The organism is Streptomyces sp. NPDC058665 (assembly GCF_042714995.1).
Taxonomy (GTDB): Bacteria; Actinomycetota; Actinomycetes; order Streptomycetales; family Streptomycetaceae; genus Streptomyces.
This window is the reverse complement of record NZ_JBHXRX010000048.1, coordinates 33,389-58,562: the sequence shown is the minus strand read 5'-3', so window position 1 is coordinate 58,562 and position 25,174 is coordinate 33,389. Positions and strand designations below refer to the sequence as shown.

General features: G+C 71.1%; 16 protein-coding genes. 13 read left to right on the top strand and 3 right to left on the bottom strand.

Annotated features, from left to right (window positions below):
- The first annotated feature begins 106 nt into the window (after positions 1 to 106).
- Together guaB and ACFWV8_RS27250 are read left to right on the top strand one after the other, a co-directional pair.
- Positions 107 to 1,609 (top strand): IMP dehydrogenase, encoded by a 1,503-nt coding sequence (guaB, locus tag ACFWV8_RS27255; RefSeq protein ID WP_384209018.1) that lies wholly within the window; start codon positions 107 to 109, stop codon positions 1,607 to 1,609.
- A 139-nt stretch (positions 1,610 to 1,748) separates the two neighbouring features.
- Positions 1,749 to 2,873, top strand: a complete 1,125-nt coding sequence (locus ACFWV8_RS27250; RefSeq protein ID WP_329382954.1) for a GuaB3 family IMP dehydrogenase-related protein — start codon at positions 1,749 to 1,751, stop codon at positions 2,871 to 2,873.
- 74 nt (positions 2,874 to 2,947) lie between these two features.
- On the opposite strand, the gene ACFWV8_RS27245 is transcribed toward ACFWV8_RS27250, so the two are convergent.
- Both ACFWV8_RS27245 and ACFWV8_RS27240 read right to left on the bottom strand, forming a co-directional pair.
- Complete coding sequence (locus tag ACFWV8_RS27245) at positions 2,948 to 3,436, bottom strand: hypothetical protein (RefSeq protein ID WP_384209015.1); 489 nt, start codon at positions 3,434 to 3,436, stop codon at positions 2,948 to 2,950.
- Positions 3,437 to 3,551: 115 nt separating this feature from the next.
- Positions 3,552 to 4,814, bottom strand: a complete 1,263-nt coding sequence (locus tag ACFWV8_RS27240; RefSeq protein WP_384209010.1) for a nucleotide sugar dehydrogenase — start codon at positions 4,812 to 4,814, stop codon at positions 3,552 to 3,554.
- A 256-nt stretch (positions 4,815 to 5,070) separates the two neighbouring features.
- Here ACFWV8_RS27240 and ACFWV8_RS27235 point away from each other — a divergent pair, with 256 nt between their 5' ends.
- The 7 genes from ACFWV8_RS27235 (at position 5,071) to ACFWV8_RS27205 (ending at position 20,080) form a co-directional block, all read left to right on the top strand.
- On the top strand, positions 5,071 to 6,777 hold the full coding sequence (locus ACFWV8_RS27235; protein ID WP_384209005.1) for a glycerol-3-phosphate dehydrogenase/oxidase: 1,707 nt from the start codon (positions 5,071 to 5,073) through the stop codon (positions 6,775 to 6,777).
- A gap of 445 nt (positions 6,778 to 7,222) precedes the next feature.
- Positions 7,223 to 9,220 carry a serine/threonine-protein kinase gene (locus ACFWV8_RS27230; RefSeq protein ID WP_384209001.1) on the top strand — a complete coding sequence of 666 codons (1,998 nt, stop codon included), beginning with the start codon at positions 7,223 to 7,225 and terminating at the stop codon, positions 9,218 to 9,220.
- Positions 9,221 to 9,560: 340 nt separating this feature from the next.
- Complete coding sequence (locus ACFWV8_RS27225; RefSeq protein ID WP_384209035.1) at positions 9,561 to 12,722, top strand: protein kinase; 3,162 nt, start codon at positions 9,561 to 9,563, stop codon at positions 12,720 to 12,722.
- A gap of 179 nt (positions 12,723 to 12,901) precedes the next feature.
- Positions 12,902 to 14,692, top strand: a complete 1,791-nt coding sequence (locus ACFWV8_RS27220; RefSeq protein ID WP_384208996.1) for a serine/threonine-protein kinase — start codon at positions 12,902 to 12,904, stop codon at positions 14,690 to 14,692.
- A gap of 109 nt (positions 14,693 to 14,801) precedes the next feature.
- Entirely contained in the window at positions 14,802 to 16,526 is a 1,725-nt protein-coding gene (locus tag ACFWV8_RS27215) for a serine/threonine-protein kinase (protein ID WP_384208991.1), read from the top strand.
- 68 nt (positions 16,527 to 16,594) lie between these two features.
- A complete protein-coding gene (locus tag ACFWV8_RS27210; RefSeq protein ID WP_384208987.1) occupies positions 16,595 to 18,199 on the top strand; it encodes a succinic semialdehyde dehydrogenase in 1,605 nt (534 codons plus the stop codon).
- 18 nt (positions 18,200 to 18,217) lie between these two features.
- On the top strand, positions 18,218 to 20,080 hold the full coding sequence (locus ACFWV8_RS27205) for a GMC oxidoreductase (RefSeq protein ID WP_384208984.1): 1,863 nt from the start codon (positions 18,218 to 18,220) through the stop codon (positions 20,078 to 20,080).
- Between the two features lie 653 nt (positions 20,081 to 20,733).
- Here ACFWV8_RS27205 and ACFWV8_RS27200 read toward each other — a convergent pair.
- Positions 20,734 to 21,030 (bottom strand): chorismate mutase, encoded by a 297-nt coding sequence (locus ACFWV8_RS27200; RefSeq protein WP_384208980.1) that lies wholly within the window; start codon positions 21,028 to 21,030, stop codon positions 20,734 to 20,736.
- A gap of 309 nt (positions 21,031 to 21,339) precedes the next feature.
- On the opposite strand from ACFWV8_RS27200, the gene guaA reads away from it, so the two are divergent.
- The 4 genes from guaA (at position 21,340) to ACFWV8_RS27180 (ending at position 25,118) form a co-directional block, all read left to right on the top strand.
- Complete coding sequence (guaA, locus tag ACFWV8_RS27195) at positions 21,340 to 22,920, top strand: glutamine-hydrolyzing GMP synthase (protein WP_384208977.1); 1,581 nt, start codon at positions 21,340 to 21,342, stop codon at positions 22,918 to 22,920.
- Positions 22,921 to 23,034: 114 nt separating this feature from the next.
- A complete protein-coding gene (locus tag ACFWV8_RS27190; RefSeq protein WP_384208974.1) occupies positions 23,035 to 23,655 on the top strand; it encodes a Uma2 family endonuclease in 621 nt (206 codons plus the stop codon).
- A 55-nt stretch (positions 23,656 to 23,710) separates the two neighbouring features.
- Positions 23,711 to 24,307 (top strand): Uma2 family endonuclease, encoded by a 597-nt coding sequence (locus ACFWV8_RS27185; protein WP_384208970.1) that lies wholly within the window; start codon positions 23,711 to 23,713, stop codon positions 24,305 to 24,307.
- A gap of 52 nt (positions 24,308 to 24,359) precedes the next feature.
- Entirely contained in the window at positions 24,360 to 25,118 is a 759-nt protein-coding gene (locus ACFWV8_RS27180; RefSeq protein ID WP_384208965.1) for an SAM-dependent methyltransferase, read from the top strand.
- Positions 25,119 to 25,174 lie beyond the last annotated feature (56 nt).

The window sequence follows — 25,174 nt, the reverse complement described above, 5'->3', positions numbered from 1 at the left end:
GGCGGCCCCGGGCGCCTGCTGAGAGTGCGGGAGCGTGGAATCAGACGCCTCCGCTTCCCGTTAGCATGGACATCCGCACCGATCAAGGCCATTTGGGGAAGGTGTCATGACTGCAAACGTCGACGGAGTGCCTGAGAAGTTCGCGACGCTCGGGCTGACATACGACGACGTGCTGCTGCTGCCCGGCGCTTCGGAGGTCCTGCCGAACGAGGTGGACACCACGTCCCTGGTCTCCCGCAACGTCAGGGTGAACCTTCCCCTGCTCTCCGCCGCGATGGACAAGGTCACCGAGGCCCGCATGGCGATCGCCATGGCGCGGCAGGGCGGCGTGGGCGTGCTGCACCGCAATCTCTCCATCGCCGACCAGGCCAACCAGGTCGACCTCGTGAAGCGCTCCGAGTCCGGCATGGTCACCGACCCGATCACGGTCGGCCCCGACGCGACGCTCGCGGAGGCCGACGAACTCTGCGCCAAGTTCCGGATCAGCGGCGTCCCGGTCACCGACGCCGCCGGCAAGCTCCTCGGCATCGTCACCAACCGTGACATGGCCTTCGAGTCGGACCGTGCGCGCCAGGTGCGCGAGGTCATGACGCCGATGCCGCTGGTCACCGGCAAGGTCGGCATCTCCGGTGTGGACGCCATGGAGCTGCTGCGCCGCCACAAGATCGAGAAGCTTCCGCTCGTCGACGACAAGGGCATCCTCAAGGGCCTCATCACGGTCAAGGACTTCGTCAAGGCCGAGAAGTACCCGAACGCGGCGAAGGACGGCGAGGGCAGGCTGCTCGTCGGCGCGGCCGTCGGCGCCAGTCCCGAGGCGCTGGAGCGGTCCCAGGCGCTGGTCGCGGCCGGGGTGGACTTCCTGGTCGTGGACACCTCGCACGGCCACAACAGCAACGCGCTGAGCTGGATGTCCAAGATCAAGTCGAGCGTTCCGGTGGATGTCATCGGCGGGAACGTGGCCACCCGTGACGGCGCCCAGGCACTGATCGACGCGGGCGTGGACGGTGTGAAGGTCGGTGTCGGCCCCGGCTCGATCTGTACGACGCGTGTCGTCGCCGGCATCGGCGTCCCCCAGGTCACGGCGATCTACGAGGCCGCGGTGGTCTGCCAGGCGGCGGGCGTCCCGGTCATCGGCGACGGCGGCCTCCAGTACTCGGGCGACATCGGCAAGGCTCTCGCGGCCGGCGCGTCCACGGTGATGCTCGGCAGCCTGCTCGCGGGCTGCGAGGAGTCGCCGGGTGAGCTCCAGTTCATCAACGGCAAGCAGTTCAAGTCGTACCGCGGCATGGGGTCACTGGGTGCGATGCAGTCGCGCGGTCAGGGCCGTTCGTATTCGAAGGACCGCTACTTCCAGGGCGAGGTGTCCGCGGACGACAAGCTGGTCCCCGAGGGCATCGAGGGCCAGGTGCCGTACCGCGGCCCGCTGAGTGCCGTGCTGCACCAACTGATCGGTGGTCTGCGGCAGACCATGGGGTATGTGGGCGCGGCCTCCATCGACGAGATGGAGCGCAAGGGCCGGTTCGTCCGGATCACGGCCGCGGGTCTCAAGGAGAGCCACCCGCACGACATCCAGATGACGGTCGAGGCGCCGAACTACACCAGGCGCTGACGTCCGGCCCGTCGATGAGGGGCGGCCCCCGCTCGATCAAGTCCTGTCAGCCGGACAGGGCCCGGGGCCGCCCCTCACGGGTGCGCCGGGGCGGGTCGGGGATACTGAAGCCGCAGACGCAGAGGAAAGGCCATACATCGTGACTGAGATCGAGATCGGCCGCGGCAAGCGCGGACGCCGCGCGTACGCCTTCGACGACATCGCCGTCGTCCCCAGCCGGCGCACCCGCGACCCGAAGGAGGTCTCGATCGCCTGGCAGATCGACGCCTACCGCTTCGAGCTGCCGTTCCTGGCCGCCCCCATGGACTCCGTGGTCTCGCCGAGCACGGCGATCCGCATCGGTGAGCTGGGCGGTCTCGGCGTGCTCAACCTCGAAGGTCTGTGGACCCGTTACGAGGACCCGCAGCCGCTGCTGGACGAGATCGCCGAGCTGGACCGGGCGACCGCCAACCGCAGGCTCCAGGAGATCTACGCCGCGCCGATCCAGGAGGAGCTGATCGGCCGGCGCATCAAGGAGGTGCGCGACTCGGGCGTGGTCACGGCCGCCGCGCTGTCGCCGCAGCGAACCGCCCAGTTCTCCAAGGCGGTTGTCGACGCCGGGGTGGACATCTTCGTCATCCGGGGGACCACGGTCTCCGCCGAGCACGTCTCTGGCGCGGCCGAGCCGCTGAACCTGAAGCAGTTCATCTACGAGCTGGACGTCCCGGTCATCGTCGGCGGCTGCGCGACCTACACCGCCTCGCTGCACCTGATGCGGACCGGCGCGGCCGGTGTGCTCGTGGGCTTCGGCGGCGGGGCCGCGCACACCACACGTAACGTGCTGGGCATCCAGGTGCCGATGGCGACCGCCGTCGCCGACGTGGCCGCGGCGCGGCGCGACTACATGGACGAGTCCGGCGGGCGGTACGTGCACGTGATCGCCGACGGCGGCGTGGGCTGGTCCGGAGACCTGCCCAAGGCCGTCGCGTGCGGCGCGGACGCGGTGATGATGGGCTCCCCGCTGGCGCGCGCGAGCGACGCGCCGGGCAAGGGGCGCCACTGGGGCATGGAGGCGGTCCACGAGGACGTGCCGCGCGGCAAGCTGGTGGATCTGGGCGTCGTCGGCACGACGGAGGAGGTCCTGACCGGCCCGTCGCACAGTCCGGACGGCTCGATGAACTTCTTCGGCGCGCTCAAGAGGGCGATGGCGACGACCGGTTACAGCGAGCTCAAGGAGTTCCAGCGAGTCGAGGTGACGGTCGCGGACTCGCAGCACAGCCGCTGAAGTCACGAAGGGTGCCCCGGACCGTACGCGGTCCGGGGCACCTTCGTGTGCGCGGGGCGGCAACCGCCCCGCGATCAGGCCTTCTTGGCTGCCGAGACGGCCGCGAACGCGGCGAGGGCGAAGAAGAGGAACGTCATCGCTTCCTTGCCCTGGTTCCACGCCTCGGTGAGGAGGCTGAAGTGGTCGAAGAGCATCTCCGTCGTCGACAGACCCAGCTCCTCGGCCCCGATGATCGCGATGCCGAAGATCTGGCCGAGGTAGACGGCGGCCAGGGCGAACACGGCGCTGGCGACGGCGAGGATCGGGTTGCGGCCACCGACCTTGCCCGCGACCAGACCGATGACGAAGCCGACAGCGATGGCGGCGAAGCCGATCTCGCTCTCGATCGCACCGGCGATGCCGCCGTAGATCGCGGCGGCGGCGATCGCGGTGACGGCCGCCGCCCCGAGCCCGAGGCCCACGTTGTCGCGGACCGGCGGGGCCGGCGCGAAGGGGTTGCCGGGGCCGGGCGGGACGGGGCCGCCGCCGAACGGGTTTCCGGGCGGCTGGAATGACTGGCTCATGAAGAATCCCCCAAGGAAAGCTCGCACCGTTGTGCGAGCGCCCTGGACCATAGCAGGCCGGTACGACACCGCCCCAGGCAATTGCCCGGCTGCGGACGGGGGGTGGGCCGACGTCTCAGAGCCGGTGCGCCGCGCCCGCCGGGCTCGCTCCCCGGGTGTCGAGCAGCAACTGCGCCTTCACGGCGAGCCCTTGGAGGTCGTACGTACGGTGGTGCTGGAGCAGCACCGTCAGATCGGCCTGCGCCGCGGCCTCGTAAAGAGAGTCGGCGCGCGGGACGGGCAGATCGCGTACGCGCCAGTCGTGGACGTACGGGTCGTGGTAGCTGACGGTCGCGCCCAGGTCCATCAGCCGGCAGGCGATCTCGGTGGCCGGTGAGCTCTCCTGGTCGGCGTGGTCCTGCTTGTAGGTGACGCCGAGCAGCAGGACGCGGGCGCCCCGCGCGGACTTGCCGTGCTCGTTGAGGAGCGTGGCGCAGCGCTGGATGACGTACTGCGGCATGCGCGTGTTGATCTCCTGGGCGAGGCCGACCATGCGCAGCGGGTGGCCGGGGGTGCGGCCCGCGTGCGGCAGATAGCTGGGGTCCATGGGGACGCCGTGGCCGCCCACGCCGGGGCCTGGGCGGAAGGCCTGGAAGCCGAACGGCTTGGTCTCGGCACATCGGATGACGTCCCACAGGTCGACGCCGAGGTCGTGGCAGAGCACGGCCATCTCGTTGACCAGGGCGATGTTGACGTGTCTGAAGTTGGTTTCGAGGAGCTTGACGGTCTCGGCCTCGCGCGGCCCGCGCGCGCGGACCACCTTGTCGGTGAGGCGTCCGTAGAAGGCGGCGGCCGATTCGGTGCAGGCGGGGGTGAGTCCGCCGATCACCTTGGGGGTGTTGGTGAGGCCGTGGGTGCGGTGGCCGGGGTCGAGACGGCCGGGGGAGTACGCGAGGTGGAAGTCGCGTCCGGCGCGCAGGCCCGAGCCCTCTTCCAGGATCGTGCGCAGGAACCCCTCCGTGGTGCCGGGGCCCGCCGGTGATTCGAGGAGCACGGTGGTGTGCGGGCGCAGCCGGGCGGCCAGGGCGCGCGCGGCCTCGCCGACGGCGGTGAGGTCCAGCGTGCGGTCGGGCCCGAGAGGGGTGGGCGCGCAGATGACGGCGGTACGGACCCGGCCCAGTTCGGTCGGGTTGGTGGTGGGCCGGAAGCCGCCGGAGAGCATACGGCGCACGTCGGAGGCGGTGAGCGAGCCGTCGACCGGGGTGCGGCCCGCCGCCAGTTCGGCGACGGGCCGTGGATCGGAGTCGTAGCCGATGGTCTCGATGCCGGCGGCCACGGCGGCCTGGGCGAGGGGGAGGCCGAGATGGCCGAGTCCGATGACGGCGAGGTCTGCGGGCATGTGAGCCGTCCTTTCCCTTAACCGGAGGAGACAGAGGGCGCAACCCCTGTGGACAGAACGAGCGAGTGCAATGTCAGACTAGGCGTAAATATGACCGATATGCGTCATTACATGGCCGGACAATGAGTGACATGTCTGGCGATTTATCAGGTCCGATCCGATCTTCAGCCGGTGTTGTCCACAGGCGGTGGCTGAAGTCGGTGAGGGCGGACAGAATCGAAGAGCCCGAACAACACGGGGGGCGAGGGAGGCAGCGGTGAGGACAGCGACACTGGGACCGGAGGAGCGCGCCACGGCTCTGGCGGAGATGGCCGAGCGTGAACTGGACGTGTTGGTCGTGGGCGCGGGTGTGGTCGGTGCCGGGACCGCGCTCGACGCCGTCACGCGGGGGCTCTCGACCGGGCTCGTCGAGGCGCGTGACTGGGCTTCGGGCACGTCGAGCCGGTCGAGCAAGCTGATCCACGGGGGCCTGCGCTATCTGGAGATGCTCGACTTCGGCCTCGTCAGGGAGGCTCTCAAGGAGCGCGGCCTGCTGCTGGAGCGGCTGGCCCCGCATCTGGTGAAGCCGGTGCCGTTCCTCTACCCGTTGCGGCACAAGGGGTGGGAGAGGTTCTACGCCGGATCGGGCGTCGCGCTGTACGACGCGATGTCGTTCTCCTCGGGCCACGGCAGGGGTCTGCCGACGCACCGCCATCTCTCCCGCCGCCGCGCGCTGCGCGTGGCGCCCGCGCTCAAGAAGGACGCGCTGGTGGGCGCGTTGCAGTACTACGACGCGCAGATGGACGACGCGCGCTATGTGGCCACCCTGGTGCGTACGGCCGCGAGCTACGGCGCGCATCCCGCGAGCAGGGCCCGCGTGGTCGGCTTCCTGCGCGAGGGCGAGCGGGTCGTCGGGGCCCGGGTGCGGGACGTGGACGGGGCAGGGGAGTACGAGATCCGGGCGAAGCAGATCGTCAACGCGACCGGGGTGTGGACCGACGACACCCAGGCGCTGATCGGCGAGCGCGGACAGTTCCACGTGCGGGCGTCGAAGGGCATCCATCTGGTCGTCCCCAAGGACCGCATCCACTCCTCGACCGGGCTGATCCTGCGGACCGAGAAGTCGGTGCTGTTCGTCATCCCGTGGGGCAGACACTGGATCGTGGGCACCACCGACACCGACTGGGACCTCGACAAGGCGCACCCGGCCGCCTCCAGCGCGGACATCGACTATCTCCTCGAACACGTCAACTCGGTCCTCGCCGTACCGCTGACGCGTGACGACGTGGAAGGGGTGTACGCGGGGCTGCGCCCGCTGCTGGCAGGCGAGTCCGACGCGACGAGCAAGCTGTCGCGCGAGCACACGGTCGCGCACCCGGTGCCGGGGATGGTCGTCGTCGCCGGCGGCAAGTACACGACCTACCGGGTCATGGCCAAGGACGCGGTGGACGAGGCGGTGCACGGCCTCGACCAGCGGGTGGCGGGCTGCGTGACGGAGGACATCCCGCTGCTCGGCGCCGAGGGCTACCGCGCTCTGTGGAACGCGCGGGCGGGGATCGCCGCGCGGACCGGCCTCCATGTGGTGCGCGTGGAGCATCTGCTGAACCGGTACGGGGCGCTGGTCGAGGAGCTGCTGGAGCTGATCGCGGCCGACCCGGGGCTCGGCGAGCCGCTCGGCGCCGCCGAGGACTATCTGCGGGCCGAGATCGTGTACGCGGCGTCGCACGAGGGGGCACGCCATCTGGACGACGTCCTGACGAGGCGGACGCGTATCTCGATCGAGACGTTCGACCGGGGGACGCGCTCCGCGCGGGAGTGCGCGGAGCTGATGGCGCCGGTCCTCGGCTGGGACACGGACCAGATCGACAAGGAGGTCGAGCACTACCGCAAGCGGGTGGAGGCGGAGCGCGAGTCGCAGCGGCAGCCGGACGACCTGACGGCGGACGCGGCGAGGCTCGGGGCGCCGGACATCGTGCCGCTGTGAGATGCCCGGCTGCCCGGGGTTGTTCGGGTGCTCGCGTGTCCGGGTGCCCCGGGTCCCCCGGGTGACTTCCGGAGTGGGGCGCCCGGGGTGGGCCGGGGTGTCCGGGGGGAGTTGAGGCTGGTGGGGCGCCTGTGGCGGCCCTGAGACAGATGTCTCAGAGCGGCTTGTTCGAGCCTCGAACAGGGGCATGACCAGCGACGCCGTCCGCCGGGCCCCGCCCAACGGCCCCGCGCCGGAGTCCGCTTGGGACCTGGGCCCGGCCGACCTCGGACCCGGGAGCATCGCATGCGCCGGAGTGAGGGACAATGGGGGCTCTGTCAGGGCGCGTTACCGCGCCGCGCGCGGGCAGGCGCCAGGGGGATGTCTTCGAACTGGCCCCGCCCGCAGGGCCGACGGACGACAGCCCTCGGGCGCGGGCGGACACCAGGGATCGCAGAGGGGACGCATGGCGGAGGCGGAGCAGTCGCGGGACACGGCGCGGGACCCCGGGAACGACACGGACGACACGGAGCGCGAGACCGAATCGACCCCCGAGGCCGGATCGACCTCTGACGCCAAGGCGGTCTCCGAAGGGCGCCTGCTCTCCGGGCGGTACCGGCTCGGTGAGGTGCTCGGCCGCGGTGGAATGGGCACGGTCTGGCGGGCCGTCGACGAGACGCTGGGCCGTACGGTCGCCGTCAAGGAGCTGCGCTTCCCCAGCAGCATCGACGAGGACGAGAAGCGCCGCCTCATCACGCGCACCCTGCGCGAGGCCAAGGCGATCGCCCGTATCCGCAGCAACGGGGCGGTCACGGTCTACGACGTCGTGGACGAGGACGACCGGCCGTGGATCGTCATGGAACTCATCGAGGGCAAGTCCCTCGCCGACGTCGTCCGCGAGGACGGGATCCTCACCCCGAGGCGCGCCGCCGAGGTCGGGCTCGCGGTCCTGGACGTGCTGCGCTCGGCCCACCTCCAGGGCATCCTGCACCGGGACGTGAAGCCGTCCAACGTGCTGATCTCCGACGACGGACGCGTCGTCCTCACCGACTTCGGCATCGCACAGGTGGAGGGCGACCCGTCGGTCACCTCCACCGGCATGCTCGTCGGCGCCCCCTCGTACATCTCGCCCGAGCGCGCCCGTGGCAAGAAGCCAGGCCCCGCCGCCGACCTGTGGTCGCTGGGCGGACTGCTCTACGCGTCGGTCGAGGGCTGCCCGCCGTACGACAAGGGGTCGGCCATCGCGACCCTCACCGCCGTCATGACCGAGCCGCTCGACCCGCCGAAGAACGCGGGCGCGCTGGAAGAGGTCATCTACGGCCTGCTGGCCAAGGATCCGGCGCTACGGCTCGACGAGCCCGGCGCGCGGGCCCTGCTCCAGGACGTCATCGACGCCCCCGACCCCGCGGAGCAGCCAGAGCCGGCCGCCGACGCGACCCGGGTCGTGCCGCTGCCACCGCTCCCCCTGGTGCCCGAGCCCCGGTCGAAGGGCAAGGCCAAGGAACCTGCCCGCGGCGCAAGCACCGCCGGGGCCGGCGCCGCAGGTACAGGCGGGGCGGGCACGGCAGCCGCGTCGCCGTCCGCACCCGCCACACCCGCACCGGGCGGCAACGCCGCGTACACCCCGGTCACGCGGGCGTCCCTCACCGATGTCGTCCCGCGCCGCACGCTGGCGATCATCGCGGGCGTCGTCGTGCTGGCGATCCTCGCCGTCGTCCTGGCCGTCGCCCTGAGCGACGACTCGGACAAGACGGCCGGGGGCGGCACGGGCAAGGACGACACCGCCGCGTCGGCCGGGGCCACCGCCGGTGACGACGCCAAGGGCGGCGCCGACGACACGGCGGGCAAGGACAAGCAGCAGGATTCGGCCAAGGCGGACGCTGAAGGCAACGCGTCGGACGACCCGGCCTCGAACGGCTCAGGCACGGACAACTCGGGGCCGGGCTCCGGCGATTCCGACTCCGATTCGGATTCCGGCTCCGACTCCGGTTCGGACGGCAAGGGACTGCCCGACGACTTCAAGACGATCACGGACAAGCAGTTCCGCTTCTCCATGGCGATGCCCGACGACTTCCGGCGCACCGGTACGGCGGGCCAGAGTTCGGGCGGGATCTACAGCGAGAACGGCGGATTCCCGCGTATCCAGGTCGACTTCAACGCGAAGCCGACCGACGACGCGAAGCGCGCCTGGGAGCAGCTCGAAGCCCAGATCAAGGGCACCCTCGGCAACTACAAGCGCCTGGGCCTCAAGTCGGTGGAGTTCAACGGCTATCCGACCACCGCCGACTGGGAGTTCGAGCGCGACCAGAACGGCGAACGGGTGCGCGTGCTGAACCGCGGCTTCAAGGCCGACGCCACACACGGCTACGCGATCATGATCACCTGTGAGGCGGGCGAGTGGGACGACGACGAGTGCCGGACGCTCCGTGAGACGGCGTACAGCACTTTCAAGCCGTCGGACTGACGGCGGAGCGCGGCGTGAACGCGTCGCGATGGCGTGAACTCGTGGGCGATACCACCCGTTCCGGTGATTGATGCGACCGTCTGTGGAGCGGCGCGCAAGATGACCGGAACGGGCCACGGCGGTCAGTGGCACGGTGCGCCGGGGCGTACGGGCGCAGGTTGCCGGGAAGGTTAAGACCTGTGTTGCGGCGACCCGGCGGCATATTTCTGTGCGGCCACGTATCGTGAGAGCTCGCGGACCGTACGCAGTCACAATGGGCCGGTAAACGACCGGAATTGGCGGTTTCGCGGGGTCTCCGACGATCCGGAGGCCGAGGGACAGCGCGGGTGTGGGAGGCGTCGTGGACGACTACGCGGGACGGGTACTCGCCGACCGCTACCGCCTTCCCCTGCCCCCGTCCGACGAGTTCGACCTCGTCGAGACGCGTGCGTTCGACACCTACAGCGCGCAGGAAGTCCTCGTCAGGCAAGTGCCGTTGCCTGAGGTCGTGGACGCCGAGATGGTCGACCCGGACGGCGCAGCCGCCACCCGGCGGGTCTCGGGCCGTACGACACGCAGACCCACCGACCCCGCGGTGCGCCGCGCCATCGAGGCCGCGCAGAGCGCCGCGCAGATCCCCGACCACCCCCGGCTCGACCAGGTCTTCGACGTCTTCGCCGAGGGCGGCTCGCTGTGGATAGTGAGTGAACTCGTCGCGGCCAGACCGCTGGCCGCCCTGCTCGCCGAGAAGCCCCTCAACCCTTACCGCGCCGCCGAGATCGCCTCGGACGTGCTCACCGCCGTGCGGGTGCTGCACGCCCACGGCTGGACCCACCGGAACATCACCATCCGCACGGTGCTCGTCTGCGACGACGGGCGCGTGGTGCTCACCGGCCTCGCCGCCGGCGCGGCCGAGGAGGCGCTCTGCGGCTACATGCCGGTGCCCGCTTCGCCCGAGGAGGGCGGTTTCGAAGCCGGTCACCGGCCCGTCGGCGAGATTCCGGGGCCCGTTCCGGGCACCGAACAGGCAGCCGCCGGCATCCCCGCGGGCCGTACGGGCACCTCCGAGGCGCTGCCGCCCGGCACGTCCGCCCTGGGCGTCCCCGTCGGGCCCGCGTCCCCCGGACGCGCGGCGCTGGAGACGGCCCGCTCGGCCGACGGTCCGTACGGCGAGGCGACCTACGGTGACGGTTCGTACGGCGGCCGGTCCTTCGGCGAAGTCCCGTACGGCCAGGGCCCGTACGGAAGCGACGCGTACCGGACCGATCCCTCCGGCCGCCCCGTCGCCCAGGGCGACGCCGACGGCCCTGACAGCCCCGGCGGTACGGGCACGGGCGCCGACAGCGGTACGGGAGCGGCCCCCGTCCTCCCCTACACCGGCAGGCCCGCCCTGCCCGCCAACCCCTCGCGCGGCGGCCCGGCGGACACCCGCGCCGCGCGCGCCGGAGCCATCGCCGCCTACCGCGCGGGAGCGCGCGCCGCCGCCCGGGTCACCGAGGACCAGCAGCGCGACAGTGGCACCGTGCCCGCACAGCGTCCCGTGCCCCTGTCGGACCCCTCGGCCCCCGCAGGCCGCGGCGGCTCCCCGGAGGGCCCATCGGGCGCTGCCGGAGCGGCCGGGCCTTCGCAGAGCGACAACCGCGACCCCGACTGGTGGGCCATGCCGCCCCGCGAGATCGACACCGGGCGCGGACGGTACGAGGACGACGGCGACGACCCCGGCACGGACGACGACGAGCCAGGCCCGCCCCGCCGCGTCCAGTTGGCCGGCACCTGGCACGACGGTCCCTCGGCCCCCGGTGACGGCTCCGCCCCGCTGCCCGCGGGCGGTGGCGACCCGTACCACCAGACGCCAGGCACACGCGGCGTACCGGCGCTGCCCCCGGCCGGCGGCTCGTCCCCGTACCTGCCGCAGCAGAGCGCGGGCAGCACCGGCGGCGGCACCACCAGCGGTGGCAGCGGCGGCAGTTGGCACGGTTCGGGCACCAGCGACGCCATGCGCGCCGACGCCCGGCGGCAGTCGGCGAACCTGCCCGCCGTCCCCGGCTCCACCGCGCCGGCCGGACGCTGGGACGATGTCGTCGCGGGCGGCACGACCCCCGCGTACCGGGGCCCCGCCACCCCGCTCGCCGCCGAACGCGCGCGCCAGGCACGGATAGCCGTCGTCGGCGCCGTCACCGAACGGTGGGCACCCGAACAGGCAGGGCCGGTCCACGAGAACTGGCAACTCGCCCCGCCCATCGGCCCGTCCACCGACCTGTGGGCGCTGGGCGCGCTGCTCTACCGCGCCGTCCAGGGCCACGCCCCGTATCCGGAGGAGAACGCGGCCGAACTGGTCCAGCTCGTCTGCGCCGAACCGCCCGCGTTCGCCGAGGAGTGCGGCCCGCTGCGCCCCGTCGTGGAGTCCCTGCTCCGCCAGGACCCCACGGAGCGCCCGGACTTCGAGGAGCTGCGCGGCTGGCTGCGTTCGCTGGTGCGCTCCGCGCCCGAGCCCGACGCCGGTCTCGATGTCGTCGCCGTGCCCTCCGTGGACGAGCGGCTGCCCATCGTGCGCCGCAGGGGTGAGCTGGTCCGCAAGCGCCGTGGCCGCGGCCGTGGCGGCGACGCCGGCCGGCACCGCCACAAGAAGGTCAAGGAGCGCAAGGAGAAGGGCGGCAGATCCTCCGAGCGGCGCGGCCTGGCACAGGCGTCGCACGGCGAGGCGTACGTCGAGCCGCGGCGCGAGCCGGACCGCTCGTACGCCGAACGGGACCACCGGGACGACGACTTCGGCGACAGGGAGTACCGCGAGCCCGGACGGCGGACGGCGGGCGGCGGCGGGTCGCCGCGTTCCCTCGGCCGCGTCCTGCTCGCCGTGATCCTCGTGCTGATGGTCGCGGCCATCGCCTTCGCCGTGATGTTCCTGCCGAAGGCCGACGAGACGGGGTCGGGGACCGGGGCGGGTGCGAATCCGAGCGCTCCGGCGACGCCAGGGGAGCAGAACCCGGACACGACCCCGGACAACGGCGCCGACCAGCCGGCGGACCCCAACTCCTCGACCCCGCAGACCTCCGGGTCCCCGGCCGACCTCGCGGACGGGTACGTCCTGCGCAAGGACACCGAGGGCTTCGAGATCGGCGTGGACAAGAGCTGGGAGCGCCGCCCGATCAACGACAGCGGCCAAGTCCGTTACGTACGGGGCGACTACACGCTCATCGTGGTGCCGGGACGCGACACCGTGGCCGACAACGGCGCCGACCCGATGGCCTACCAGCGGGACAAGCAACGGGAGTTGCAGCCCTACCGGGACTCTTCCTGGGCCACCTCATCGGGTCTGCGCCGGATCGACGTCGGACAACAGCCCATGGCCGAGGGGCAGTTCACCTGGCAGAGCAGCACCGGACAAGAGGTCTACGTCCGGAATCTCGTCATGATCGTCAAGGACAGCTACCACATCATCCAGGTCATCGGGCCGGAGAACGAGCGCGACAAGGTCTCCGAGATCTACCAGCAGGCGACCGGCTCCTACCGGATCACCCGCTGACCCGCCGCCGAGTCCGCCGAATCCTCACCGGCCCTGCCCTGAAAGCCCGCTGACGGTCCGTCCGGTCGCATCGGTCGTGTCACGGTGCGGTTTCATGGGCGGGCCCAGGTTCCGTGTCCGCGCCTCCGCTCCGTAATCTGTCACTCCGAGGAGCAGGCGGGGGCACCAGGCGGGGGCACGTGGAAGATTCTGAGGTAACGCGCGAGGGTCAGATGCTCGCCGGGCGCTACAAGCTCGGCGAGGCCATCGGCAGAGGCGGCATGGGCCAGGTGTGGCGCGCCTACGACGAACTCCTCAACAGGACAGTCGCCGTCAAGGAGTTGACGGCCGCGCTGTACGTCACGGCGGCCGACCGCACGGTGCTGCACGCCCGCACGCAGAAAGAGGCCAGAGCCGCGGCCCGGATCAGCCACCCCGCCGTGGTGACGGTCCACGACGTGCTCGACCACGGCGGGCGGCCGTGGATCGTCATGCAGTACGTGGACGGTCCCTCGCTCGCGGACGCGCTCAAGTCCGACCCAATCGTGGTACGGGAAGCGGCCCGGATCGGCCTCCAGGTGCTCGGCGCGCTGCGTGCCGCGCACGCCGCCGGGGTGCTGCACCGCGACGTCAAGCCCGGCAACGTCCTGCTCGCGCGGGACGGCGGTGTGCTGCTGACGGACTTCGGGATCGCCGCCATCGAGGGCGACTCGGCCATCACGCGGACCGGTGAACTCGTCGGCTCCATCGACTATCTGGCACCCGAGCGGGTGCGCGGCAGCGATCCCGGACCGGCCTCCGACCTGTGGTCGCTGGGCGCGACGCTGCACACGGCGGTGGAGGGAACGTCACCGTTCCGCCGTACGTCGGCGGTCGCCACCATGCAGGCGGTGATCACCGACGAACCGCCGGCTCCCGTACGCGCGGGGCCGCTCGCGCCCGTGATCACCGCGCTGCTCCACAAGGACCCGGAGGCCCGCCCGGACGCCGCCGAGACGGAGCGGATGCTGCGGGAGGTGCTGGAGGGGCGGGAGCCGCGGGCGGTGCGGCAGGAGGCCGTCACGGCCCCGGTGCCGCCGTACACACCGCACCCGGGGGACCAGCAGTCGCAGGCCCAGCAGCCCCAGCAGCCCCAGCAGCCCCAGCACACCGCGACGCCGTACCCCTCCCCGTACGGGCACACACCGCCGCACGCCTACCCGCAGGCGACCGGTCCGCATACCGCCCCCACGCCTGCCAACACGCCCGCAGGGAAAAGCCGTTGGCCCGCGATAGTCGTCGCGATAGTCGTCGCCGCACTCGTCGGCGGCGTGGCCGGCTACTTCGCCATGGAGGCCGGCAAGAACGACGACCCGGGCACAAGCGCGGGCACGAGCGGCGGAGCGAACCCGGAGCCCAGCGGCGACTCCTCCGACGACGGCAAGGACACCAGCGCGAACGGCGATACGGGCGGCGGCGGGAAGGACAACGGCGGCCAGGACAGCACCGACGGCGAGCGCACCGACGACGCCGTCCCGGACGGCTGGGTACGGGTGAACGATCCCGCGGGCTTCAGCCTCATCGTCCCCGAGGGCTGGCAGCGCCAGCAGGACGGCGACCAGATCGACTACACCCCCGACAACGGCGTCCACCTGCTGCGTATCGCCGTCGACACCTCGCCGGACTTCCCCGATCCCTACCACCACATGCAGGACATGGAGAAGGACGTCGGCCGCCTGCCCCAGTACGACCGGGTCAAGCTGCGCCCCAACACCTTCCGCGGCCAGACGAAGGCCGCGCTCTGGGAGTTCACCTGGACCGAGGAACAGGGGCACAAGGGGGAGCGCCGCGCGATCGACCAGATGTACTACTCGGCCGACGACTCGACCGAGTACGCGCTCTACATGTCCGGTCCCGTCGACGACTGGTCCACCACCCAGACGCAGTTCGACATCATGCTCGGCGGCTGGCAGCCGGACGGCGCGGGCGGTTCGGACGGCGCGGGCGGGTGAGCGCGGGAGCCCGTCGCGAGGTACGCGAGTGAAACCGTGATGTCACGGCTCTGCACCCGCTGCCGCCCCCCGGTGGCCTTCGAGATGTGCTTTCCGTAAGGATGTGGTCATGACGAACGACGGGGGACGGGCGAACGAGCCCACCAGCTACGGCCTTCGACCGCCTCAGCCGCAGTCGCAGGCGTATCCGCCGCACCAGGGACAGCCGCCGCAGGTGCCGCCCCAGGCTCCCCAGAGCCCGCAGGGTTCCCCGTACCAGCCGACACAGCAGACGCCGCAGGGCCTCGGGACCCCGCAGGGCCCCACCGCGCCCGACCCGTCGGCCGGACGTCTGCTCGGTGGCCGCTACCGCCTCGTCTCGCGGCTCGGCCACGGCGGCATGGGCACGGTCTGGCTGGCGCACGACGAGGTCGTGGACCGCGACGTCGCGGTCAAGGAACCCCGGGTGCCCGAGCATCTGAGCGCCCAGGAACGCGACACCGTCCACCGGCGGATGCAGCGCGAGGCGACCTCCGCGGCGCGGATCGACCATCCCTCGGTCGTCACGATGCACGACGTGGTCGTCGAGGACGCCAAACCGTGGATCGTCATGGAGCTGGTGCGCGGCCAGTCGCTCGCCGACCGTCTCCAGGAAGGCACGCTCGACCCGCGCGAGGCCGCCAGGATCGGGCTCGACGTACTGAACGCGCTGAACGCCGCCCACGAGGCCGGTGTGCTGCACCGCGACGTGAAGCCCGACAACGTCCTGCTCGGGCGCGGCGACCGCGTCGTGCTCAGCGACTTCGGCATCGCCCAGGTCGAGGGCCAGCAGGGGCTGACGGAGACCGGGGCGTTCGTCGGCTCACCGGAGTTCATCTCGCCCGAGCGGGTGCTCGGCCAGCGCCCCGGGCCCGAGTCGGACCTGTGGTCGCTGGGCGTCGTGCTGTACGCGGCGGTCGAGGGGATGTCCCCGTACCGCCGCTCGAACATCCCCGCGACGCTCCAGGCCGTGCTCTCCGCCGAGCCGCAGATGCCGGCCCGCGGGTCGGGCGCCTTCGGCACGGTCGTGATGCAGCTCCTGCGGAAGGACCCGGCGGCGCGTCCCACCGCGGCCGAGGTGCGGGCGGTGCTGGAGTCGGTGGCGCGTCCGCCGCAGCTCTCCCCGGAGGCGACGAGGCTCTACCGGAGCGCGGGCACCGGCGGCGGCGCGGGCGGCAGCAAGTGGGTCCCGCCCGTACTGCACCGCAACCGCCCGGCGCAGTACGGCCTCGGCGGCGGCGTGCTCGCGGTGGCCATCGTGCTGGGGCTGGTCTTCTTCAACCCGTTCGCCGGCGACGAACTGCCGGAGGGCTGGGAGGTCCGCTCCGAGGTCGAGATCCTCGACGCCAAGATCGCTGTCCCGGAGGACTACCGGCGGTCCCAGGAGAGTCTGACCGAGGACAGCCGTGTCACCTTCCGGGATCCGAGCGGTGTCTTCACCGTCTCCATGGACCAGGTCCAGAAGAAGCCGGACAACGAGGTTCTGCCGGCCGAGAAGGCGGACTGGCAGAAGTACTACGAGGGCGGCGGCGACAACGGTTCGGAGATCAAGGACGCGGAGTACAAGAGCCAGGATTCGTCGTTCGGCGGCTCGGACAAGGCGTTCGACAACATCGTCGACTTCGTGGCGTACGGAGACTCGTCCGAGGACCCGATCCGTTACCGCTACCACGAGCTGATCGTCCCGGGCAGCGACGAGGTGCACTGGCGGCTGCGGGTGGCGATGCCGGCCGAGGGGGACGCCGTGACGGACGGGGAGGAACTCTTCTCGAACGTGGTCGAGCATCTGGAGATCGAGAGCAAGTACCTGCCCTGAGCAGGTGCGGTGAAAAGGGTGTTACCGGCGGGTACCCAAAGTCCTGGATGCGGCATACCCTCGCCCTCATGACGGACTCACAGGCCCCCACGACCAATCCCGTGGCTCCGGTGCCCGCCGGCGTGCGCACCGCCGCCGACGTGGTCACTCCCGAGGTGCTCGCCCAGCTCATCAGGGGCGTCGTGGGTTCCGGACAGACCGCGAACCACACCCCGGCCACCGGCGAGAAGCTCGCCGACCTGCCCGAGTCCACCCCCGATGACGTCGCCGATGCCTTCGCGCGCGCCCGCGTCGCGCAGCCCGTCTGGGCGGCGACCTCCGTACGGAAGCGTGCCGCCGTCCTGCTCCGCTTCCACGACCTCCTGCTGGAGCGCCAGGCCGAGGTGCTCGACCTCATCCAGCTGGAGACCGGCAAGGCGAGGCTGCACGCGCACGAAGAGGTCCAGTCCGTGGCCGTCGCCGCCCGCCACTACGGGCGCAAGGCCCCGGCGTATCTGCGGCCGAAACGGCACACCGGCGCCGTACCCCTGCTGACCACGGTGACCGTGCAGCGCCACCCGCGCGGTGTCGTCGGCCAGATCGTGCCCTGGAACTACCCCCTCGAACTCTCCGTCGGTGATGCCCTGCCCGCCTTCGCGGCGGGCAACGCCGTGGTGATGAAGCCCGACACCGAGACCGCGCTCACCGCCCTGTGGGCACGTGACCTGCTGGTCGAGGCCGGGCTGCCGGCCGGGCTGTTCCAGGTGGTGATCGGCGAGGGCGCGGTCGTCGGACCGGAGGTCGTCGAGCGCGGCGACTACATCTCGTTCACCGGCTCCACCCGCACCGGCCGCGAGGTGGCGCGGCGTGCGGCGAGCCGGCTCGTCGGCGCCTCCCTCGAACTCGGCGGCAAGAACGCCATGCTGGTCCTGCGTGACGCCGACATCGAGAAGGCGGCGGCCGGCGCGGTGCGCGCCTGCTTCTCCACGGCGGGCCAACTCTGCGTCTCCATCGAGCGGTTGTATGTCCACGAGTCGGTCGCCGACGCGTTCGTGGAGCGGTTCGTCGCCCGTACGAAGGCGATGCGGCTGGGGTCCGCGCTCGCGTACGGCGCCGACATGGGCTCGCTCGTCGGCGAGCGCCAGCTCAAGACCGTGACCGGCCATGTCGATGAGGCCGTCGCCAAGGGCGCCACGGTCCTCGCGGGCGGTGTCGCGCGCCCCGACATCGGGCCGTACTTCTACGAGCCCACCATCCTGGAGGGCGTCGAGGCGCCGATGTCGGTCTGCACCGAGGAGACCTTCGGGCCGGTCGTGTCCATCTACCGGTTCCGCGACGAGGACGAGGCCGTCGAGCTGGCCAACTCCACGCCGTACGGGCTCAATTCGAGCGTATGGACACGTGACGCCCGGCGTGGGCACGCGGTCGCGACCCGGCTGCGCACCGGCACCGTCAACATCAACGAGGGGTACGCCTCCGCGTACGGCAGCGTCCAGGCGCCGATGGGCGGCATGAAGGAGTCGGGCCTCGGCCGCAGGCACGGCTCCGAAGGCATTCTCAAATTCACCGAGGTACAGACCGTCGCGCGGCAGCGCGTGCTGCCGATGGCTCCGTCGATGGGCATGGACGACGAGAAGTACGCGGCGTTCATGACCAGGAGCCTGCGCGCGCTCAAGGCCTTCCGGCTGCGCTGATGGGAAGAAGGAGAGCCGATGTCAGGGGACACCCATGCCCGGGGGCCGGAGGGCGACGAGCGCGAGGACCGCGACCGCGACGGCTATGAGGGCAACGACGGCTACGACTACGACGTCATCGTCGTCGGGTCGGGCTTCGGCGGCGCGGTCTCCGCGCTGCGGCTGACCGAGAAGGGCTACCGGGTCGGTGTCCTCGAAGCCGGCCGCCGCTTCACTCCCGGCACCCTCCCCAAGAACTCCTGGGACCTCAAGAACTATCTCTGGGCCCCGGCCCTCGGCCTCTTCGGCATCCAGCGGGTCCATCTGCTCGGCAATGTCATGGTCCTGGCCGGCGCCGGTGTCGGCGGCGGCTCGCTCAACTACGCGAACACGCTGTACGTGCCGCCGAAGGCGTTCTTCGAGGACAGGCAGTGGGCCGGCATCACCGACTGGCAGGCCGAACTCGCCCCGTACTACGACCAGGCCAAGCGGATGCTCGGCGTCAGGCTCAACCCGGTCATGACCCCCTCGGACGTCCATCTGAAGGCCACCGCGCAGGCGATGGGCGTGGGCGACACCTTCCACCTCGCACCGGTCGGGGTCTTCTTCGGCGACGGCAAGGACGCCGACGGTACGGAACGTGCCGAGCCCGGCGCGTCCGTCGGCGACCCGTACTTCGGCGGCGCCGGTCCCTCCCGCAAGGCCTGCACCCAGTGCGGCGAGTGCATGACCGGCTGCCGGCACGGCGCCAAGAACACGCTCAACGAGAACTACCTCCATCTCGCCGAACAGGCCGGGGCCGTCATCCGCCCGATGACGACCGTCGTCGACATCACAGAGGACCCGGCGGGCGGCCATCGCGTCGCGACCGTCCCCACCCACCGGCGCACGTCCGCGCCACGGGAGCTGCGCGCCCGCCAAGTCGTCGTCGCGGCGGGAACGTACGGAACACAGACCCTGCTGCACACGATGAAGGACCGGGGCCGGCTGCCCCGGCTGTCCGACCGGCTCGGTGAGCTGACCCGTACCAACTCCGAAGCCCTGGTGGGCGCCCAGACCACCGACCGGCGCTACCGGAAGAAGTACGGCGCCGCCGGTGGCGGTGCGGACTTCACCCGTGGTGTCGCCATCACCTCCTCCTTCCATCCCGACGCCGACACCCATGTGGAGCCGGTCCGTTACGGCAAGGGCTCCAACGCGATGGGCTCGCTCTCGATCCTCCAGGTCCCCTACAGCGAGAACGGCCGCCGGATAGCCGGCTGGCTCGGCAACATGGCCAAGCACCCCGTCCGCGCGGCCCGTTCGCTCTCCTACCGGCACTGGTCGGAGCGGACCATCATCGGTCTGGTCATGCAGTCCGTCGACAACTCGCTGACGACCTACCGCAAGCGAGGCGGCATCGGGAAGGGCCTGCTGACGGCACGTCAGGGCCATGGCGACCCCAACCCCAAGCAGATCGCGGAAGGTACGCGGATGGCGACCCTGCTGGCCGAAGAGATCAACGGCTTCGCCGGCTCGAACGTCGGTGAGCTGATGGGCACTCCGCTCACCGCGCACTTCCTCGGCGGCTGCCCGATCGGGTCGGACGCGGAGCACGGTGTCATCGACCCGTACCACCGGCTGTACGGCCACCCGGGCATCTCGGTGGTCGACGGCTCGGCGGTCTCGGCGAACCTCGGCGTCAATCCGTCGCTCACCATCACCGCGCAGGCCGAGCGCGCGATGTCCTTCTGGCCCAACAAGGGGGAGGAGGACCCGCGTCCGGAGCAGTCGGCGGGGACGGCGTACGTACGGCGGGAGGCGGTCGCGCCCAAGTCGCCGGCGGTCCCGGCGTCGGCATTCGGGGCGCTGAGGCTGCCGTTCCTCGGGCTGCCGGCGGTGCCGCCGATGACGGAGCCGTAGCGCTCCCTGAACCGGCCGGGCAGCAAGGAGGCGCTGCACCCCCCTCCGAGTGCAGCGCCTCCGGTGTGTCGCATGATGGACCTGTGACCTGGGCAAATGGTTGCCCACTTCCTCACGGAATCCTTATGTGACGGCCGTCACGTACCACCCCACGCGCGACAAGGGCCCCGCGGGCCCGGTCCGAAGCGAATCGGACGGGCGCCTGCGGGGCCCTTGCCGTCGGCACCGCGGCGTCAGGGCGGCGCGCGGTGCCGGATCGCGGCGCTGGGGGGGGAGCGCCGCGAGTTCGGGACGGTGGACGGGTGAGCGGAGAGCGGCTGGGCTGCTGAGCGGGAGGAGCGGTCGGAGACGGGGGGATCCGTATCCGTATGCGGTCGGCGCCGGGCGTCCCCGGTGCCGACCGCTCTTGGGGTGACCGGGCATGCTGTCCCCTGCCGACCGGTCACTCGGGCTGGAGCGAGGTCCCACGACGTACCAGCGGTACGTCACACGCCCCAGCGAAGCCACGCGTGGTTTGTTCGTGCCCGCCCCTGGCTGGCACGGACATCGGGACCAACGAAGGCCCGGCGCGTCCGGTCACGCGCCGTACGGGTGAGGACGCGCCCGAACCCATGTCCGTACGGCCACCGCCCTCGTACCGCATCCGTACCCGCTCAGATCCGGCCGCGTGAGAGCTCCAGCAGCGTCATCGCGAGCGCGGTGCCCGGTGTGCCGAGCGCGTCGCTGAAGCGGGCCAGGATCTCGTTCTCGCGCGAGAGGTTGACCCGGCGCCCGCCGGAGGCGATACGGGCGTCCTGGATGACGGCGGAGACGGCCATCCGTTCCTGTACGAGACCGATGATCCGGTCGTCCAGCGCGTCGATGCGCTCGCGCGCGCCGTCGATCACCGCCGCGGCGTCGTCGGTACGGGCGCCGGTGCGGTCGGTGACAGCGGGGTCGGTGGCAGTCATGAAGGGCTCCTCTGTACGAAGGGGGAGACCCCGAGCGACGAACATCCGGCCCGGACAACGCGGAACGCCCCGGGCCTGTCGGCCCGGGGCGCCTGGGAAGTCGCTTGTCAGCTCAAGCGGCACGACCATGGCAGCCGGACGGGCCGGTGCCATAGGTAAAGACGAAGGTCGAGTGCTCGCGCATGGGGGCCAGTATGCCCGAGGGCCGCCGGGAGCCCGCGTGGGGTTCGGATGCTGAGACGAAAAGCTGTGTTCGGCCCCCGTTAGAATCGGGGTACCGAACCCCTTCACCGCCGGAAGGCCGCGCCCGTGCCAGCAGTACCCCCCGCCGCCCCCGACGCCGTACTCGTCGTCGACTTCGGCGCGCAGTACGCCCAGCTCATCGCCCGCCGCGTCCGCGAGGCCCGGGTCTACAGCGAGATCGTGCCCTCCACGATGCCGGTGGCCGAGATGCTGGCCAAGAACCCCAAGGCGATCATCCTCTCCGGCGGCCCGTCCTCCGTGTACGCCGAGGGCGCCCCCACCCTCGACCGCGCGCTCTTCGAAGCCGGGGTCCCGGTCTTCGGCATGTGCTACGGCTTCCAGCTGATGGCGACGGCGCTCGGCGGGACGGTCGACAACACCGGCTCGCGCGAGTACGGCCGTACGGAACTGCACGTCTCCCAGTCCGGCTCCACGCTGTTCGGGGGCACCCCGGACGAGCAGCAGGTGTGGATGTCCCACGGGGACGCCTGTTCCGCCGCCCCCGAGGGCTTCACCGTCACCGCCTCCACGGACCTCGTGCCGGTCGCCGCCTTCGAGAACGACGAGAAGAAGCTGTACGGCGTCCAGCACCACCCCGAGGTCATGCACTCCACGCACGGCCAGCAGGTCCTGGAGCACTTCCTCTACCGAGGGGCCGGCATCGAGCCGACCTGGACCACCGGCAACGTCATCGAGGAGCAGGTCGCCGCGATCCGCGAGCGGGTCGGCTCCAGCCGGGCGATCTGCGGTCTCTCCGGCGGTGTGGACTCGGCCGTCGCCGCCGCCCTCGTACAGAAGGCGATCGGTTCGCAGCTGACCTGCGTGTACGTCGACCACGGGCTGATGCGCAAGGGCGAGACCGAGCAGGTCGAGAAGGACTTCGTCGCCGCGACCGGCGTACAGCTGAAGGTGGTCGACGCACAGGAGCGCTTCCTGGCCGCGCTGGCCGGGGTCTCCGACCCGGAGCAGAAGCGGAAGATCATCGGCCGCGAGTTCATCCGGGTCTTCGAGCAGGCCCAGGCGGAGATCGTCGCGGAGGCCGAGCCCGGCGAGCCGGTCGAGTTCCTCGTCCAGGGCACGCTCTACCCGGACGTGGTCGAGTCCGGCGGCGGCACCGGCACGGCGAACATCAAGTCGCACCACAACGTCGGCGGGCTCCCGGAGGACCTGGAGTTCGCCCTGGTCGAGCCGTTGCGCCAGCTCTTCAAGGACGAGGTCCGGATGGTCGGCCAGGAGCTGGGCCTGCCGGACGAGATTGTCCACCGCCAGCCCTTCCCGGGACCGGGACTCGGCATCCGTATCGTCGGCGACATCACGCGCGAACGCCTGGACCTGCTGCGCGAGGCGGACGCCATCGCCCGCGAGGAGCTGACGGCGGCCGGCCTCGACCGTGACATCTGGCAGTGCCCGGTGGTGCTGCTCGCGGACGTCCGGTCCGTGGGCGTGCAGGGCGACGGCCGTACGTACGGCCACCCGATCGTGCTGCGCCCGGTCTCATCGGAGGACGCGATGACGGCGGACTGGACACGGATGCCGTACGACGTACTGGCGAAGATCTCCACCCGCATCACGAACGAGGTGGCGGACGTGAACCGCGTGGTCCTGGACGTGACGAGCAAGCCGCCGGGCACGATCGAGTGGGAGTGACCCTTTCTCCCAGGTCAACGCCGGTGCCGTCGCTCATTCGTTTGAGTGGCGGCATTGGCATATGCCCTGGGTAGGCTGATTGGAGAGGTCAGACTCCGTCGCATGGGAGTAATCATGAGCGCCGCACCTGAACACGGTCTCGAACCGCGCTACCAGTGGCCGATCCCGCCCGCCCAGGGCTGGACAGCGGACGATCTCGACCGGATTCCGGACCTCCCGCCGCACAGTGAGCTGATCGACGGGAGCCTTGTCCTGATGAGTCCGCAGACCGCATTCCACGCCCGCACCATGCGGTTGCTGGAGAATGCGCTGCTGGATCTGGCGCCGCCGGAGCTGGATGTCATGCGGGAGATGACGATCAGACTCGACGCCAAGAATCGCCCGGAGCCGGACATCCTGGTCTTCCGCGAAGAGGCCAACACGGGACCGGATCAGACCTGGTACGAGCCCGAGGACGTCGTGCTCGCCATCGAGGTCGTTTCGGCGGACTCGATCGAGCGGGACCGCGAGGTCAAACCACCCAAGTACGCGGCGGCGGGCGTGCGCCATTTCTGGCGTGTCGAGGAGGAGCACGGTCTCCCGCTCGTTTACAGCTACGAGCTCGACCCGGCCACGAACCTGTACAGCAGGCCTACGGTCCATCGCGAGCGCGTGGAACTGAAGGTCCCGTTCCCGATCGACATCGACCTGACCTCGATCGATCGCCGTCGTCGCTCCGACAGCTCCGCCGAATAACTCGCTCGCACCCGCACGATCGAGTGGGAGTGACCGTTCCGTCCATGGGAGAACCATGACCGCTGAGCCGCTGCCCACCACCCTGTGGCCGGTGCCGCCGCAGGACGGTTACACCGTGGACGATCTGCTGACGCTGCCCGGGCTCCCGCCGCACACAGAGTTGATCGACGGGAGCCTGGTTTTCGTCAGTCCGCAGCGCCATTTCCACAGCGTCGTGGTCGACCTGCTGGTCGAAGGGCTACGCCGTACCGTGACGCCGGAGCTGCGAATCCGGCGGCAGATGACCGTACAGCTCGACGAGCACAACGGCCCCGAGCCGGACATCTGCGTCGTCCGCGCCGAGGCGGTGACCAGCAGGCAGCAGACGTGCTTCCAGGCGTCGGACGTCTCGCTCGCCGTCGAGGTCGTCTCGCCGGACTCCGAGGCACGCGACCGCGACACCAAGCCGCACAAATACGCGCGGGCGGGTATCAAGCACTTCTGGTTGGTGGAGATGGCGAGCCCGAACGATCACCCGGTCGTCCAGGTCTACGAACTGGCGCAGGTGACGAAGTCGTACGGCTTGGTCGGTATCCATCACGAGCGGCTGAAGCTGACCGTCCCGTTCGACATCGACATCGACATCGATCTCGCTGACGTCGACAACCTGTAGCCGCCGCAATTCACTCGCAACCCACCGGCCACCTGTGCGAGTCTCACCCACCATGTCCGACGACGAACTTCACGCCATCCTCGCCGCCCCCAACAACCCCCTTCTGACCTGGAACGCACCCCTCTCCGAAGAGCACGCCCGCTCCCTCGTCGAGGCCTGCACCGTGCCCGACGGCGGGCGGGTCGTTGATCTTGGCTGTGGGTGGGGCGAGTTGCTGCTGCGGATCGTGGACGGCGTCCCCGGCAGCACCGGTGACGGTGTGGACAGCGATCCCGTCGCCGTCGCCCGCGGGCAGCGGCTCGCGCGGGAGCGGGGGCTCGACAGCCGGGTCGCGTTCCACGAGAGCTCCGCCGACGCGTGGGCGGGGACCGGATACGACCTCGCCGTCTCCATCGGCGCCGTCCACGCCTGGCCCGGTTCGACCCGCGAGGCACTGCGTGCCCTGCGCACGGCCGTGAAGCCCGGAGGGCAGGTTCTTTTCGGGGACGGATTCTGGACCACCCGGCCGACCGCCGACGCGCTCAAGGGACTTGGCGCCGAGGAGGACGAACTCGTCGGCTCGCTGGACGATTTGGTCCGGGCCGCCGCCGACGCGGGCTTCGCCCCGCTCCGTACGACCGTCGCCGACCAGCGCGAATGGGACGTCTTCGAGTCCAACGGCCGGGCCGGCTGGGGCGAACGCTGGGCCATCGACCACCCCGATCACCCGCTGCGCGACGCCGCCCGCGCCACCGCCGCCCGCCACCGCGCGGGCTATCTCGGCGGCTACCGGGGGTATCTCGGCTTCGCCTATCTGGTCCTGGGCGTCTGACCCCCTCCGGGATACGGCACAATTCCCAGTCACAGCAAGGAATTCACCCGGAGAGA